Source organism: Dyella sp. (assembly GCF_035486915.1).
Lineage (GTDB): Bacteria > Pseudomonadota > Gammaproteobacteria > Xanthomonadales > Rhodanobacteraceae > Dyella_B.
In genome coordinates, this window is record NZ_DATHMR010000033.1 from 12362 (window position 1) to 27165 (window position 14804).

At 59.0% G+C, this 14804-nt stretch carries 13 protein-coding genes; 9 read left to right on the forward strand and 4 right to left on the reverse strand.

Features of this window, described 5'->3' with window-relative positions; translation table 11 throughout:
• Positions 1-24: 24 nt before the first annotated feature.
• The 3 genes from metG to nth all read left to right on the forward strand — a co-directional run bounded on the left by metG (position 25) and on the right by nth (position 3513).
• Positions 25-2121, forward strand: coding sequence for a methionine--tRNA ligase (metG, locus tag VK725_RS03290; RefSeq protein WP_325316628.1), 2097 nt, complete (start codon positions 25-27; stop codon positions 2119-2121).
• Positions 2122-2269: 148 nt separating this feature from the next.
• Positions 2270-2878 (forward strand): RnfABCDGE type electron transport complex subunit B, encoded by a 609-nt coding sequence (locus VK725_RS03295; protein ID WP_325316629.1) that lies wholly within the window; start codon positions 2270-2272, stop codon positions 2876-2878.
• Positions 2875-3513 carry an endonuclease III gene (gene nth / locus VK725_RS03300; RefSeq protein WP_325316630.1) on the forward strand — a complete coding sequence of 213 codons (639 nt, stop codon included), beginning with the start codon at positions 2875-2877 and terminating at the stop codon, positions 3511-3513. Before VK725_RS03295 ends, nth begins: the two co-directional genes overlap by 4 nt.
• Before the next feature lie 109 nt (positions 3514-3622).
• Here the strand turns inward: nth and VK725_RS03305 are convergent, their stop codons facing one another.
• Positions 3623-5317, reverse strand: a complete 1695-nt coding sequence (locus VK725_RS03305) for a hypothetical protein (RefSeq protein WP_325316631.1) — start codon at positions 5315-5317, stop codon at positions 3623-3625.
• Positions 5318-5509: 192 nt separating this feature from the next.
• Between VK725_RS03305 and rnt the strand changes: the two genes are divergently transcribed.
• From rnt to phoU, 6 genes are all read left to right on the forward strand, one after another.
• On the forward strand, positions 5510-6169 hold the full coding sequence (gene rnt, locus VK725_RS03310) for a ribonuclease T (protein WP_325316632.1): 660 nt from the start codon (positions 5510-5512) through the stop codon (positions 6167-6169).
• A gap of 131 nt (positions 6170-6300) precedes the next feature.
• On the forward strand, positions 6301-7332 hold the full coding sequence (gene pstS, locus VK725_RS03315; protein WP_414648441.1) for a phosphate ABC transporter substrate-binding protein PstS: 1032 nt from the start codon (positions 6301-6303) through the stop codon (positions 7330-7332).
• Positions 7333-7439: 107 nt separating this feature from the next.
• Positions 7440-8411 (forward strand): phosphate ABC transporter permease subunit PstC, encoded by a 972-nt coding sequence (gene pstC / locus VK725_RS03320; RefSeq protein ID WP_325316634.1) that lies wholly within the window; start codon positions 7440-7442, stop codon positions 8409-8411.
• Positions 8411-9277, forward strand: coding sequence for a phosphate ABC transporter permease PstA (pstA, locus tag VK725_RS03325; protein WP_325316635.1), 867 nt, complete (start codon positions 8411-8413; stop codon positions 9275-9277). The genes pstC and pstA overlap by 1 nt, the downstream gene beginning before the upstream one ends.
• Positions 9270-10073, forward strand: a complete 804-nt coding sequence (gene pstB, locus VK725_RS03330) for a phosphate ABC transporter ATP-binding protein PstB (RefSeq protein ID WP_325316636.1) — start codon at positions 9270-9272, stop codon at positions 10071-10073. Before pstA ends, pstB begins: the two co-directional genes overlap by 8 nt.
• A gap of 51 nt (positions 10074-10124) precedes the next feature.
• Positions 10125-10859, forward strand: coding sequence for a phosphate signaling complex protein PhoU (phoU, locus tag VK725_RS03335; protein ID WP_325316637.1), 735 nt, complete (start codon positions 10125-10127; stop codon positions 10857-10859).
• Positions 10860-11076: 217 nt separating this feature from the next.
• On the opposite strand, the gene VK725_RS03340 is transcribed toward phoU, so the two are convergent.
• Genes VK725_RS03340 through rnr form a run of 3 tightly spaced genes read right to left on the reverse strand, consistent with a single transcriptional unit; the run spans position 11077 to position 14551 of the window.
• Complete coding sequence (locus VK725_RS03340; RefSeq protein WP_325316638.1) at positions 11077-11361, reverse strand: CBU_0592 family membrane protein; 285 nt, start codon at positions 11359-11361, stop codon at positions 11077-11079.
• Positions 11358-12101, reverse strand: a complete 744-nt coding sequence (gene rlmB / locus VK725_RS03345) for a 23S rRNA (guanosine(2251)-2'-O)-methyltransferase RlmB (RefSeq protein ID WP_325316639.1) — start codon at positions 12099-12101, stop codon at positions 11358-11360. The genes VK725_RS03340 and rlmB overlap by 4 nt, the downstream gene beginning before the upstream one ends.
• Complete coding sequence (gene rnr, locus VK725_RS03350) at positions 12098-14551, reverse strand: ribonuclease R (protein WP_325316648.1); 2454 nt, start codon at positions 14549-14551, stop codon at positions 12098-12100. The genes rlmB and rnr overlap by 4 nt, the downstream gene beginning before the upstream one ends.
• Positions 14552-14804: the final 253 nt, after the last annotated feature.

Here is a 14804-nt window from a genome sequence, read left to right on the forward strand (position 1 = left end):
AGCTCTCCAGCCAGCGCCGAAACCATGCCCCGACGCCTACTTGTCACACACGCCCTGCCCTACGCCAATGGCCCGCTGCATCTGGGTCATATGTTGGGTTATATCCAGACCGACATCTGGGTCCGCGCACAGCGGATGATGGGCAATGAGGTGTACTTCGTCGCGGCGGACGATGCGCATGGGACGCCCATCATGCTGGCGGCAGAAAAGGCTGGCGTTTCGCCGGAGGCGTTCATCGCCACCATGCGCGCCAGCCATGAGGCTGATTTTGCCGATTTCCATTTCAGCTACGACAATTACTACACCACGCATTCGGAAGAAAACCGCGAGCTGGCGTCCCTGATCTACACGCGCTTGCGGGGCGCCGGTTACATCGCTCGTCGCAGTATCCAGCAGCTTTTCGATCCCGAAAAGCTGATGTTTTTGCCCGACCGTTACATTAAAGGCACATGCCCGAACTGCGGTACGCCGGATCAATACGGCGACAATTGCGAAAATTGCGGTGCGACGTACGCACCGACCGATCTGATCAACCCGTATTCGGTGATGTCCGGCGCGACGCCCGTGTTGCGCGATTCGGAGCACTACTTCTTTGAGCTAGGCAAGTTCGAATCGTTGTTGCGCGACTGGTTTGCCGGAAAGCTTACCCACGGGGAGCGCGTTGCCGACGCGGGCGTTGTAGCAAAGCTGATGGAGTGGCTCGACGGCGGTCTGAAAGATTGGGACATATCGCGCGATGCGCCGTACTTCGGCTTTCCGATTCCCGACGCGCCCGGCAAGTTCTTCTACGTGTGGCTCGATGCACCGGTCGGTTATCTCGCCAGTTTCAAGGCACTGTGCGATCGAACCGGATTGAAGTTCGATGATTTTCTTGCGCCCGACAGCGACGCAGAGATGCATCACTTCATCGGCAAGGACATCATCAATTTCCACGGCCTGTTCTGGCCTGCGATGCTGCATGGCGCAACGTTCCGCACGCCGACGGCGCTGCACGTCAACGGCTATCTGACCGTGAACGGTGCGAAGATGTCCAAATCGCGTGGCACGTTCATCCAGGCACGCACTTATCTGGATTCCGGGTTGCATCCGGAATTTCTGCGCTACTACTTTGCCACGATGCTCAGCGACACACCGGTCGATGTCGATCTGGACCTGAAGGCATTCGAAGAGCGCGTCAACTCGCATCTGATTGGCAAGTGGGTGAACATCGCCAGCCGAACGGCAGGCTTCGTGCACAAATTCTTCGAAGGCCGTCTCGCTGCGCAATTCTCGGAAGAACAAAACGAGTTATGGCGCGTACTGATTTCACATTACGAAGGCGTGCCTGCGCTTTATGAAGGTGGCGAATTTGCCGAAGCCATGCGCCGCTTCGTGCTGATCGCCGACTTGGTCAACGGCCACATTGCCGCCAAGGCGCCGTGGGTGATGGCGAAGGACGAATCTCAGCGCGATGAACTGCATCAGGTCTGCTCGTTCTCGCTGGCCGCGTTCCGCCTGCTTGCCGGTTTACTGAAGCCGGTGCTGCCGGCAACGGTAGCCGCGGCAGAGCAGTTCCTTGCTGCTCCCATCGCAGATTTCGATTCGGCCTGCGCCACGCTGCACAATCACACCATCCGCTCGTTCGAGCCGCTGCTAGCGCGCATCGACTTCAAGCACATCGAAGCCATGGTCGAAGCATCGAAAGAATCGTTGGGTGCAACACCCGAAGCCGCCACGCCCCCCAAGAAACCTGCCAAGAAAGAAAGCAAAAACATGACGGACAACGCAGCCGCGGCAACACCAGAAAGCAGCACCATCAGCATCGACGATTTCTCCAAACTCGATTTGCGCGTAGGCAAAGTGCTCGCCTGCGAATTCGTCGATGGTTCGGACAAGTTGCTTCGTTTTGAACTGGATGGTGGTCCGCTCGGCAAGCGTCAGATTTTTTCTGGCATTCGCGCCGCTTACGGTGAGCCGGAAAAGCTGATCGGCCGCAACGTGGTGTTCATCGCCAACCTTGCCCCGCGCAAGATGCGCTTTGGTCTGTCCGAAGGCATGATTCTTTCGGCAGGCGATGGGGGCAGCGATTTGTTTCTGCTCGACGCGGATCAGGGTGCCAAGCCGGGCGCTACTGTACGCTGATCGTCATTGGAACCGGGGTGTCAACGTTATGGTGATGCCCGAATTCTCATCACCGTCATTCCGGCCTTCGCCGGAATGACGGTGAGGTATTAGCGAATACCCCTCAACACATGCAGATAGATTCCTGAGGCAAGACGTTCAACGGCCCATGACAACGCTCGCCGACCGTATCGATGCCCTGCTACCGCAAACGCAATGCGAACAATGCGGTTATCACGGTTGCCGCCCTTACGCAGAAGCCGTTGCTAAGGGTGACGCCGACATCAATCAATGTCCGCCGGGTGGCAGTGCGGGCATAGCGAAACTTGCCGCGTTGCTCGGCCGCACACCGATTCCGCTGAATCCCGAAAACGGCGTCGAGAAACCTCGCACGCTGGCGCGCATCATCGAGGCCGATTGCATTGGATGCACCAAATGTATTCAGGTGTGCCCGGTCGACGCCATCGTCGGTGCAAACAAATGGATGCACACGGTGATTGCCGAGGATTGCACCGGCTGCGAACGATGCGTTCCCGCCTGCCCGGTCGATTGCATCGTGCTGGAACCCATGCCCCTTGCGCAGGCTGATGATCAGGCGCACATGGATGGGGCACGCATGCATTTTCAGCGAAGGGAAGCTCGCCTGGCCGAACAACACGCCGCGCGCGAAGCGGAGCTTGCATCGCGTAAAGCAGAAGTCCATGCCCCCGGAACAAAACAGAGTGTGCTGGACGCGCTTGCACGCGCCAAAGCAAAGAAACAGGAGCCCAAAGCGTGAAGCGAGCGGACGTCGTTGAATTGTTTACGCGATTGCGTGAATTGAATCCGCATCCCACCACGGAGCTGGCTTACACCACGCCATTCGAACTACTCGTAGCCGTCGTGCTCTCGGCGCAAGCGACCGATGTGGGTGTCAACAAGGCAACGCGCAAGCTTTATCCAGTGGCCAACACACCGCAAGCTATCCTCGATTTGGGCGAAGAGAAGCTCAAGCGCTACATCAGCACCATCGGCCTGTTCAACGCAAAAGCAAAAAACGTCATAGCGCTGTGCCGCATCCTGGTCGATCACTACGGCAGCAACATACCCGACACGCGCGAAGCGCTCGAAGCCTTGCCTGGCGTCGGCCGCAAGACAGCGAATGTCGTACTCAATACGGCGTTTGGCCATCCGACCATTGCGGTGGACACGCACATCTTTCGTGTCGCCAATCGCACCGGGTTGGCACCGGGCAAAGATGTTCGTGCGGTCGAGGACAAACTGGAGAAAGTGATACCGCCCGAGTTCAAGCAGGATGCGCATCACTGGCTGATCCTGCACGGGCGTTACGTATGTAAGGCACGTAAACCGGATTGTCCGAATTGTGTGATTCGCGATCTTTGCCGTTACCGCGACAAGACGCCTGCAACGTAAATTTTTTTGATACCCAGGAAAGCAAACGGCGGGCATATGCCCGCCGTTTTTCCATCCTTAGGTCGAACTCCATTCCGATAGCTTGTTGCCGCTATCCGTTGCTTGCCGATCAGAACGGGTAGAAACGGAAGCTGGTGAACACCATGTTGTCTGCAGCGGTCGGGGCATTGCCGTTGATGTCGGTGAACAGCTTACGCGTGGTGTGCGAGAACTCCGTACCGAACTGCACGCGGCCGAACTTGCCCTGGTAGAACTTCCACCAGAAACCAGCCACTTCCTGCGCGATCTGACGGGTCTGGCCCGTGCAATCGGTGGCTGCACCGTAGATCAAGCACTCGCTGTTGTTGTAACCGAGAAGAGCTGCGCCATAACCGAACGGCTTGCCGTTCACGCCGGAGGTCAGATAGCTGTCTTCCTGTTCGCGGCCGCCAGCAACGTAGAAGTCGAAGTCAGGCGTTGCGTGCCAGGTCAGCGTGCCGAGCACCATGTTTTCCTTAAGCGGTTCCGGAGCGCCGCTCGGGTTGTAGGTGATGTCGTTCAGCTGAGCCGAACCGTAACGGCCAATGCCCTTGCCGCTCATGCCGGAGAACTGGAAGTCCAGCACTTTCGGAATGATCGGAAGCACCATGCCGAAGCCTGCGCCGCTGCCATGCGTGGTCTTGTTGCTGGTGGCTTCCGGACCGCCGCCAGCGGTCGTCGGCGTCACGCGGGTCTCAAACTGGCGTGCAATGCCGAACACTTCGTAGTGACCCCAACCCGGATCAGCCGCGAATTTCACGATCGCATCCGGAACGCTGTTGAGCGACACGGTGTTGAGCGTGTCATACGTATTGCCGGCCTGAACCGTGGCCGTGCTGGTGGTGTAACCCTTGCTGCCCGCGCCGGCCACAGAGCCGATACCGGCGGTCTGCGGATTTTCCAGCGAGATACCCAACCACCACATCTTGTTCCAATCTTTGACGAGGCGAATCTGGGTCTGACGAGCCCACGTGAAGCCCGGCACGTACTGAGCGTCGATCGTCGGCGGCAACACTTCCTTGCCTGGGGTGATACCGACGCTATCAAGCGTCAGCAGCGACCAAGCCTGACCGGTCAACAGATGCAGACCGTAGGTGTCCCAATCCACATTCGTCCAAAGCTGGCGGATGCGCGGGTTGTACGAGTTGCTCTCGTTCATGTTCGCCGTCTGGGCGCCACCGAGGAAGTCCATCTCGTAGTAGCCGGTGACGTGCGTCGTGTCGTTGATGTCAGCCTCGGCCTTGATGGTCAGGCGGCTCTGACGCGAGCTTTCCAGGAACTGGTCGTTGCGCGCATTGGTGTTCGGATAGGTCGTGGTTGCGCCGCTGGTCGTGTTGATCGGCGCCGTGCTGGTACCGCCCTCGAACGGAATGTTCGAGTACTTGCTGTTGATATCGTCGCCGGTGTCGCGCGAGCGGTACACCGATTCGGCCGCCAGGAAGCCACCAAACGTCCACTTCACGCCGCCCATGCCGCCGAACGTGTCGCCGCTCTTGGTCGCAACCTGCTGCTGAGCCTGCACCACCTGTGCTTGCGTTGCCTGCACCTGCGCCTGCGTCGCCTGCACGGACTGCGCGGTTTCCTGCTGCGCCTGCGTCTGAGCAGCGGACTGTGATTCCAGGTCCGAGACCTTCTGTTCCAGCGCTGCAATCTCAGCCTTCATCTGAGCCAGCTCTGCCGCACTAACGGTCACTTTTTTGTTGGACGTCGTCTGTGCCGACACAGCTGTAACGCTGGTCAAGCCCAAACCGGCAGCAATGGCCACCGTGAGCATCTTGGAACGCATGTTGTTGTCTCCGCTTATATCAATGGATCCGCGATGGACACCTTAGATTTCCCCTGAGGCGACCGGCGGGTTGGTGGCATGATCAAGCGGGAGCTTTACCGTTAGATGGATGTTATGTGACAGAACGAAGACAAACCATACGGTTCGCCATACGGCAAACGGAATCGGCGGGGCGACTGATATGCTTGCGCGATGGAGCAACTCAACAACAGTATGGCGGCCTTGATGGCCGACCGGTTCCGCGGTTTCCTGCCGGTGATCGTGGATGTGGAGACGGGCGGGTTCGATGCAGAACGCGACGCGCTGCTTGAAATAGCCGCCGTTGTCATAGGCATGGATCAGGAAGGCAACCTTTATCCTCATCCGGTTGTGTCCACCCATGTGGAGGCCTTCCCCGGCGCAAACATCGATCCACGTTCGCTGGAGATCACTGGCATCGATCCGGATAACCCGCTACGCGGCGCATTGAACGAGCGCGCGGCGCTGGACCATATATTTCAGGCCGTGCGTTTAGCCATTCGCGAGAACGATTGCCAACGCGCCATCCTGGTCGGACATAACGCGGCATTCGATCTTGGCTTTTTGAATGCGGCGGTGCGCCGTGTCGGCCACAAACGCAATCCGTTCCATCCTTTCAGCTCCTTTGACACCGTAACGCTGAGCGGACTGGCCTTCGGCCAGACAGTTTTAAGCAAGGGAGTGCAAGCAGCCGGTTATACGTTCGACGCACGCGAAGCCCATTCGGCGGTCTATGACGCCGAGCGCACCGCGTTGCTTTTCTGTCGCGTCGTCAATCGCTTGCGTGCACTTGAGGTGTTGGAGCTTGAACGGGTTGGCTCGACGCTGCCCTGAGCGCCAGGCTCTAAATTCTTGCGACTGTCATAAGGCTGAAATATTCATCTCATCTCATTGCAACACCCAGCCCCTGCAATAGAGGGACTTTACGGCATGACTCGCCACTTCCCTCCAAAGGAGCCACTGTGTTGACTTCATTCAAACTCCCGTCTCGCCTCGGCGCGCTCGCCATTGCGGTCGCTGCGTCCATGTTCGGCATGACGGCGCACGCTACCGATATCACCGGTGCGGGCTCCAGCTTCGTGTATCCAGTCATCTCCAAGTGGTCGGCGGCTTACGCCGAGAAGACCGGCAACCACATCAACTATCAGTCGATTGGTTCGGGTGGCGGTATCGCTCAGATCAAGGCCGGCACGGTCGACTTCGGCGCTTCCGATATGCCGCTGAAGCCGGAAGACCTAGCCAAGTTCGGTCTGGGTCAGTTCCCCGACGTGATCGGCGGCATCGTGCCGGCGTTCAACGTTGCCGGTGTCGCTCCGGGCGCGCTGGTGCTCGACGGCCCGACGCTGGCTGACATCTATCTCGGCAAGATCACGACGTGGAACGATCCGGCGATCGCGAAGACCAATCCCGGCGTTCACCTGCCGTCGTCGAAGATCTACGTGGTGCATCGCTCGGATGGTTCGGGCACGACCTTCAACTTCACCGACTACCTCTCGAAGGTGAGCGCGGACTGGAAGTCGAAAGTCGGTGAAGGCACCGCCGTGCAGTGGCCGACCGGTATCGGTGGCAAAGGCAACGAAGGCGTGGCTGCTTACATCAAGCAGATTCCGAACTCGATCGGCTACGTCGAATACGCCTACGCGCTGACGAATCATCTTGGCTACGCGAAGATGAAGAACGCTGCCGGCAACGTTGTCGAGCCGAACACCGACAGCTTCCAGGCCGCTGCCAACACGGCTGACTGGAAGAACGCGAAAGACTTCAACCTGCTGATGACCAACGCTCCGGGCGCTCAGGCGTGGCCGATCACCGCCACGTCGTGGGTCATCATGTACAAGACGCCGAAAAATGCCGCTAACACCAAGGTTGCTTTCGACTTCTTCAAGTGGGCGTATGAGCACGGTCAGGATTCGGCACGCACGCTGAACTACGTGCCCCTGCCCGACACGCTGGTGCAACAGATCGAAAACTACTGGTCCAGCGAATACAAGATGTAAGCTGGTCGCTGTCGCAAGGACAGCAACAGCGTAGTGACTTGCGACGCGCGCAACCGACGGTTGCGCGCGTCGTGCTGATTAAAACCGACCGCGGATAACGCCTCAGCATGTCAGCGATAAACGCCGAACCGCTCCGTCGCGATATCGAACATCGCGCACGCGCCGATGCACGACACGATTTACTGTTCCGCCTGCTGCTGCGTCTGTGCGCTCTGCTGGTACTTGCCACCTTGCTCGGCGCTGCGCTGTCCACGCTGTGGGGCGGCCGCGATGTGCTGTTCAAGGATGGTTTCCACTTTCTGTTCAGTTCCGAATGGAATCCGGTGGAAGACCAATACGGTGCGCTCGCACCGATTGTCGGCACGCTGGTGACATCGCTGATTGCGCTGGTTCTTGCGGTACCCGTCAGTTTCGGCATCGCACTCTTTCTTACCGAGATCGCACCCAGCTGGGCGCGCGGCCCGGTTGCCACGGCGATCGAATTGCTCGCCGGCATTCCATCGATCATTTACGGCATGTGGGGCTTGTTCGTGTTTGTGCCTTTCATGGCCAGCATCGAGCCGTGGATGAACGACACGCTTGGCAACATTCCCCTGATCGGCCAATTGTTTCAGGGCCCGCCGCTGGGCTTGGGCCTGCTCACTGCAGGCGTCGTGCTCGCCGTCATGATCCTGCCATTCATTTCTTCGGTGATGCGCGAGGTGTTCCAGACGGTACCTGCGCGTCTCAAGGAATCGTCATACGCACTCGGGTCGACCAAGTGGGAAGTGGTGTGGGATATCGTGCTGCCCTATACCCGTTCAGCCGTAATCGGCGGTATCTTCCTCGGGCTGGGTCGTGCGCTCGGCGAAACCATGGCGGTTACGTTCGTGCTGGGTAACTCCTACAACATCACTTCGTCGTTGCTGATGCCGGGCACCTCGATTTCCTCGAGCATCGCCAACGAATTCAACGAAGCGGTTGGTTTGCATCGCTCTGCGCTGATCGCGCTAGGCTTCCTCCTATTTGTCGTGACCTTCATCGTGCTGCTGATTGCGCGCTTGATGTTGCGTCAGCTCGCGCGCCGGGAGGGTCGCTGATGTCCGCCATCTACGTACGCAGGCATATCACCAACATCGTTGCGTTGGCGCTCAGTGGCGTGGCCACGTTGATCGGCCTGGTCTTTCTCGTCTGGATTCTCTGGATCACGGCGGAGAATGGTTTCAGCGCCATCAGCACGACATTGTTTACCAAGATCACGGCGTATGCGGATCAAGGCGGCCTCTCCAACGCCATCACCGGCAGCCTGATCATGGATCTGATGGCGTTGTTGATCTGCGCCCCCATTGGCGTGCTCGCCGGTACATACCTCGCCGAATACGCAAACTCCACGAAGCTGGGCGCATCGATCCGCTTCCTCAACGACATTTTGCTGTCGGCACCGTCGATCGTGCTTGGTTTGTTCGTCTACGTGATCATCGTATTGCCGATGTCGAATTTGACGAACGGCGCGATCTCGTTCTCCGGTTTTGCCGGTAGCGTGGCGCTGGCGTTGATCGGCTTGCCGGTGATCGTTCGCACTACCGACGAAATGCTTCAGCTTGTTCCCGGCACCTTGCGCGAAGCCGCGCTTTCGCTGGGTATTCCGCAGTGGAAGCTCACGATGCAGGTGCTGATGCGCGCGGCGTTCTCCGGCATCCTCACCGGCGTACTGCTTGCGCTGGCGCGTCTTGCCGGTGAAACGGCGCCGCTGTTGTTCACCGCGTTCGGCAACAACTTCATGACCTTGCACCCGCTGGACAAGATGGCCAGCATGCCGGTGACGATTTATCAGTACACCAACGACCCCAATCCGGCGCTGCATGCGATCGCGTGGGCCGGCGCTTTGTTGATCACTCTATTCGTGCTGGCATTGAGCCTGCTGACCCGCATCATGTTTTCGCGCAAGAAGGTGAGTTATGAATGACCTCGCCGCCGCAGCCGCGGCGCCTTTGACCGGCGCCGCAGCGCCCGCCAAAATCAAAGTGCGCGATGTGCACTTCTATTACAACGGATACCATGCGCTGAAAGGCATCAACATGGACATCCCCGAGAAGCAGGTGACTGCGATCATCGGGCCGTCCGGTTGTGGCAAATCCACCCTGCTTCGTATCTTCAATCGCATTTATGCGATTTACCCGAAGCTGGAAGCGAAAGGCTCGATCGAGCTCGATGGCGAGAACATTCTCGACACGGATTACTCGATGAATCGCCTGCGCACCAAGGTGGGCATGGTCTTCCAGAAGCCCGTGCCGTTTCCGATGACGATTCACGAAAACGTCGCCTACGGTATTCGTCATCACGAGAGGCTCTCGCGTGCCGACCTGGAAATTCGTGTCGAGCAAGCACTGCGCAGTGCCGCGCTGTGGGACGAAGTGAAGGACAAGCTCAAGCAGAGCGCGCTCGGTCTCTCCGGCGGCCAGCAGCAGCGTCTTTGCATCGCGCGCGGTATTGCACTGCGCCCGGAAGTGCTACTGCTGGACGAACCGACCTCGGCACTCGATCCGATCGCAACGGGCCGTATCGAACAGCTGGTCGAAGAACTGAAGCACGAATACACGATCGTGATCGTGACTCACAACATGCAACAGGCAGCGCGTTGCTCCGATCGCACCGCCTTCATGTATCTGGGTGAGCTGATCGAATTCGACAACACCGAAAAGATCTTCACCAAGCCGGGCAAGAAGCAGACCGAAGACTACATCACCGGTCGTTTTGGTTAATCGAGGCGACACTTTTAACCGCCCTCTTCTGAATTTAACGAGGCAACACCCATGAGCGGCAGCAGCAAGGAACACATCATCAAGAGCTACGATGACGAACTGATTCGCCTCACCGGCGAACTGGTTCGCATGGGCGAGCTGGCCATCAGTCAGCTGGAAGCGGCTATCGACGTCGTGGACCGCCGCGACGAGCGCGCTGCCCAGCATGTCGTGCACAACGACGATGCGATCGATCAGCTGGAACAGGAAATCAGCCACGACGTGGTGCGCTTGCTCGCACTGCGCGCACCGATCGCCGGTGACCTGCGTAACGTCTTCGCCGCATTGCGTATCGCTGCCGACATCGAACGCATTGGCGATTACGCTGCGAACGTCGCCAAGCGCTCCATTCCGCTGTCCATGGCCGCTCCGCTGACACCGACCGGCGGGCTGGCGTATCTGGCGAAGCTGGCTGCCGAAGAAGTGCGCGAAGTATTGCGCGCCTATCGCGACCGCGACGCCGAGCGCGCGTACAAGGTATGGCAGGACGACGTGGAATTGGACGAAGCCTATACCGGCTACTTTCGTGAACTGCTTACCTACATGATGGAAGACCCGCGTGTCATCACGCCTTGCACGCATCTGCTTTTCATGGCGAAGAACATTGAGCGTATCGGTGACCACGCTACCAACATCGCCGAGAACGTTTGGTTCCAGGTCAAGGGCGAGCCGCTGACTGGTCAACGCGACAAACGCGATCTGACGTCGAGCCCGGAGCCGGTGAAGCTGGGTAATCGTCCGGAATAATCCACGCGTGACGCATGAAAAAAGGGACCGCTTAGCGGTCCCTTTTTATTTCTGCCAGCGCCTAAAACTCACCACGATTTTTGTCCTACGATTTGAGCAAAGTCGAAGGCTTTTCCAGTTCGCACCATGCTTTAAAACGCCTCAGCGTCATCCCAGCTTTCGCTGGAATGACGAGCAAAAAAAGCGTTCACGGGCGACAGCATCTACGTTGTTTCTACTAAGGCGACGCCTTGTGACCGCTCTCGCGCTCCTCGCGCCGCACACGCATGCCACGTGCAACACCGAAGATACTGATCATCAGCCACGCTACCTGCATGATGAATGCGGCCATATTGAAGTGACCGAACAGCAATGACAGCATCACGCCAAGGGCGCCAAGCGCATTCATCAGCTGGTAGATCAAACCGTTGCCGTGCAGCTTGTGTGCCTGCAGAAGAAAAAAAGCCAGCAGCACCAACACGACGCCAAAGTATCCCGCCCAGTCATGCCAATAGAACGTCATCGCAAGCTCCGTTGACGCAACGCTTCGAACAGCACCACGCCTGTGGCAACGGAGACGTTGAGGCTTTCCATGGAACCGGGCATCGGAATGCGTGCTACAAAATCGCAGTTTTCACGCGTCAACCGACGCATGCCTTCGCCTTCGCTACCCAGCACTAACGCCACAGGGCCCTTCAGATCCACGTCGTAGATCGATTGCTCGGTATCGCCAGCCAGTCCGGTGATCCAGACACCGGCATCTTTCAGCGTACGCATGGCGCGCGCCAGATTGGTCGCAGCTACCAGCGGAACACGATCTGCGCCACCCGCCGAGGCACGCCGAACCACGGGCGTAAGACCCACGGCGCGATCCTTCGGAACGATCACAGCGGTGACATTCGCTGCCGCGGCGCTACGCAGGCATGCGCCCAGATTGTGCGGATCGGTCACGCCATCCAGCACCAGAAACAATGCATCGGAACCTGCCACCAAAAGCAGATCCGGTAAATCGCTCTCACCCGCGACCGGCGGCGGCTCATACAACGCGACAATACCCTGATGACGCGCTTCGCCCGACACGCGGTCGAGTTGCTCACGCGGACGATGATGCACAGGAATCTTCAGTGCTTTCGCACGCTCAGCCAGTTCATGCACACGCGGGTTGCGCTGACCGTTTTCAACCAATACTTCACGAACGCGCTCAGCATCATTGCTCAGCGCACCTTCCACCGGATTGATTCCGACGATCCAACTGTCGCTCATCGTTTGCCTTTCGATTTATGTTTTTTGCCGCTCTTGGCCGGCTTCGGTTTACCGCTGCCAGCCGCTTTGACGCCTTTGCCTTTGGCCGCCTTGTGGCTGGGCTTGGCGTTGCCGTGTTTGGGCGACGCATTATCGCGTCCCGGCAACGGCGGCAGCGATGGCAACGGATTGCGTCCGGAAGGTAGCGAATAGCGTTCGCCCGCAGCGGAGTAGTCGTAAGCGCGCGTGGTCGTCGATGCAGACGCGGGTGCACCCTTGGCCTCCTGCACGAGACGGAAATCGATCTTGCGATCTTCCAGGCTCGCGCGCAGCACCTGCACACGTACGTGATCGCCCAGACGGAACTGCAACCCCGTCCGCTCACCTTTCAGCAAATGCCGCACTGGGTCGAAATGATAGTAGTCGTTGGACAGCTGGCTGATGTGCACAAGGCCCGACACCTTCGACTCATCCAACTCAACGAACAAACCAAACGATGTCACACCGGTCACCGTACCTTCGAATTCTTCACCGACATGCTTGGCCATCCACGCGCAACGGAAACGTTCATCCACATCGCGCTCGGCTTCCTCGGCGCGGCGTTCGCGTTGCGAGCAGTGCACAGCCATCGCTGCCATCGCGGCGTCGGTATAGGTGTAATTCACCGGCTTACCGCCCTGCAACGCGTAACGAATCGCACGATGCACCAGCAGGTCAGGGTAACGGCGAATCGGCGAAGTGAAGTGTGCATAGGCGGACAGCGCCAGACCGAAATGTCCGCGATTGTCGGGCTGATACGCCGCCATGCTTTGCGAGCGCAGCAGCACAGACTGGATGAGTTCGCGCTCGGGGCGATCGTGCACTTTGCGCAACACTTCGGCGTAATCGCCCGGCGTCACCTCTTCCACCGGCGGCATGCGCAGTTTGAACTCACGCAGGAACTGCTGCAGGTCTTCATACTTCTCGACCGGTGGTGGCTCATGCGCGCGATACAACGCGGGAATCTTGCGTTTTTCCAGAAACATCGCCGCCTGCACGTTGGCGGCGATCATGCATTCTTCGATCAGCTTGTGCGCATCGTTGCGTTCCACGGCACCAACGGTTTCAACCTCGCCCGTCTGATCGAGACGGAACTTCACTTCCGGTGTTTCAAAATCGATGGCCCCGCGTTTGCGGCGTTGCTCGGCCATGGCCTTGTACAGCGCATGCAGGTTTTCCAGCTGCGGCAGTACATCGGCGACTTCGTGTCGCGCATCGGCATCTTTTTCGCCAATAGCTTTCCACACGATGTCATAAGTAAGGCGCGCGTGCGATCGCATGACGGCCTCGTAGAACTTCGACTTGACGACTTCGCCATTCGCGTCGATCTGCATGTCGCAGACCATGCACAGGCGATCGACCTTCGGATTGAGCGAGCAGATACCGTTAGACAGCGTTTCCGGCAGCATCGGCACAACAAAACCGGGGAAGTACGTCGAGGTGCTGCGCTCGTAGGCTTCCTTGTCGAGCGCACTGCCTACGCGCACGTAGTGCGATACATCGGCAATCGCGACAATCAGGCGCCAACCGCCGCCACGCTTCGGTTCCGCAAAAACCGCGTCATCGAAATCGCGCGCGTCGGCGCCGTCGATAGTCACCAGCGGCGTCTTGCGCAGATCGACGAGACCCTCGCGCTCTGCCGCCGTGACTTCCGGTTCGATCTGCGCCGCCTCACGCAGCACCTCGGGTGGCCATTCGTGCGGCAGGTCATGACTTGCGATTGCCATTTCCACCAGCAACGAAGGCTGCAGACGTTCGCCCAGCACCGTGAGAATGGCACCCAGCGGACCACGGTAGGCCGTCGGCGGATCGGTGATTTCGGCGACGACGATTTGCCCGGAACGCGCGCCCTGCTCCTTGCCCGGCACGATCATCACGTCCTGATGCAGCCGCCGATCATCCGGCACCACGAGCGTCACGCCGTTATCGACCACGACACGCCCGACCAATCGCGGCGAGCGTCGCTGCAACACCTCGACAATCGCGCCCTGTCGGCGGCCACGGCGGTCCAGACCCACCACGCTGGCCAGCACGCGATCGCCGTGCATGACGGTACGCATCTGATACGGCGAGAGATACAAATCGTCGCCGCCTTCATCGGGCCGCAGGAATCCGTAGCCTTCTGCGTTTGCCAACACCACACCTGGGATCAGATCCAGCTTGCGAGCGGGGCCGTAACCACCGCGACGTCCTAGCAGCAGCTGACCGTCGCGCACCATCGCCGTAAGCCGCTTGGCCAGTGCGGTGATGCTGTGCTCGTCATGCAGGTTCAGTGCTTGGGCAATGCGCGCTTCCGTGAGCAGCTCGCCACGCTCTTCCAGCAGCGAGAGGATCGCTTCGCGGCTGGGGATGGGTTTCTCGTAACGTTCCGCTTCGCGATCGGCGAAGGGATCGTGTTGCCGCTTGGGCAACGCTCCTTCGTCCGATGCCACGGTACGTCCGCGGCGTCCGGCTTTTGCCTCGCCAGAGCGGGCCTTGGTTGCCTTGACCGCTTTATGCGGGGCCTTGTCCTTGGGTCGATCATTTTTTTTGGTCACGGCCTAGTATCGCCTTGATGAATGGTCCGGATAAATGCCCCCGTACATTCGGCTATCGTGACCGGTAAAACCGTGAAGAAATGGTTGACAACAAGCCAGCGGACACCTACTCTACGCGGCTCGCACAGCCCCAAAATGGCCCTTGCGA

Coding starts and splice junctions, on each gene's coding strand:
- metG (WP_325316628.1), top strand. CDS start 25: ATGCCCCGACGCCTACTTGTCACACACGCCCTGCCCTACGCCAATGGC.
- VK725_RS03295 (WP_325316629.1), top strand. CDS start 2,270: ATGACAACGCTCGCCGACCGTATCGATGCCCTGCTACCGCAAACGCAA.
- VK725_RS03305 (WP_325316631.1), bottom strand. CDS start 5,317: ATGCGTTCCAAGATGCTCACGGTGGCCATTGCTGCCGGTTTGGGCTTG.
- rnt (WP_325316632.1), top strand. CDS start 5,510: ATGGAGCAACTCAACAACAGTATGGCGGCCTTGATGGCCGACCGGTTC.
- pstC (WP_325316634.1), top strand. CDS start 7,440: ATGTCAGCGATAAACGCCGAACCGCTCCGTCGCGATATCGAACATCGC.
- pstA (WP_325316635.1), top strand. CDS start 8,411: ATGTCCGCCATCTACGTACGCAGGCATATCACCAACATCGTTGCGTTG.
- pstB (WP_325316636.1), top strand. CDS start 9,270: ATGAATGACCTCGCCGCCGCAGCCGCGGCGCCTTTGACCGGCGCCGCA.
- phoU (WP_325316637.1), top strand. CDS start 10,125: ATGAGCGGCAGCAGCAAGGAACACATCATCAAGAGCTACGATGACGAA.
- VK725_RS03340 (WP_325316638.1), bottom strand. CDS start 11,361: ATGACGTTCTATTGGCATGACTGGGCGGGATACTTTGGCGTCGTGTTG.
- rlmB (WP_325316639.1), bottom strand. CDS start 12,101: ATGAGCGACAGTTGGATCGTCGGAATCAATCCGGTGGAAGGTGCGCTG.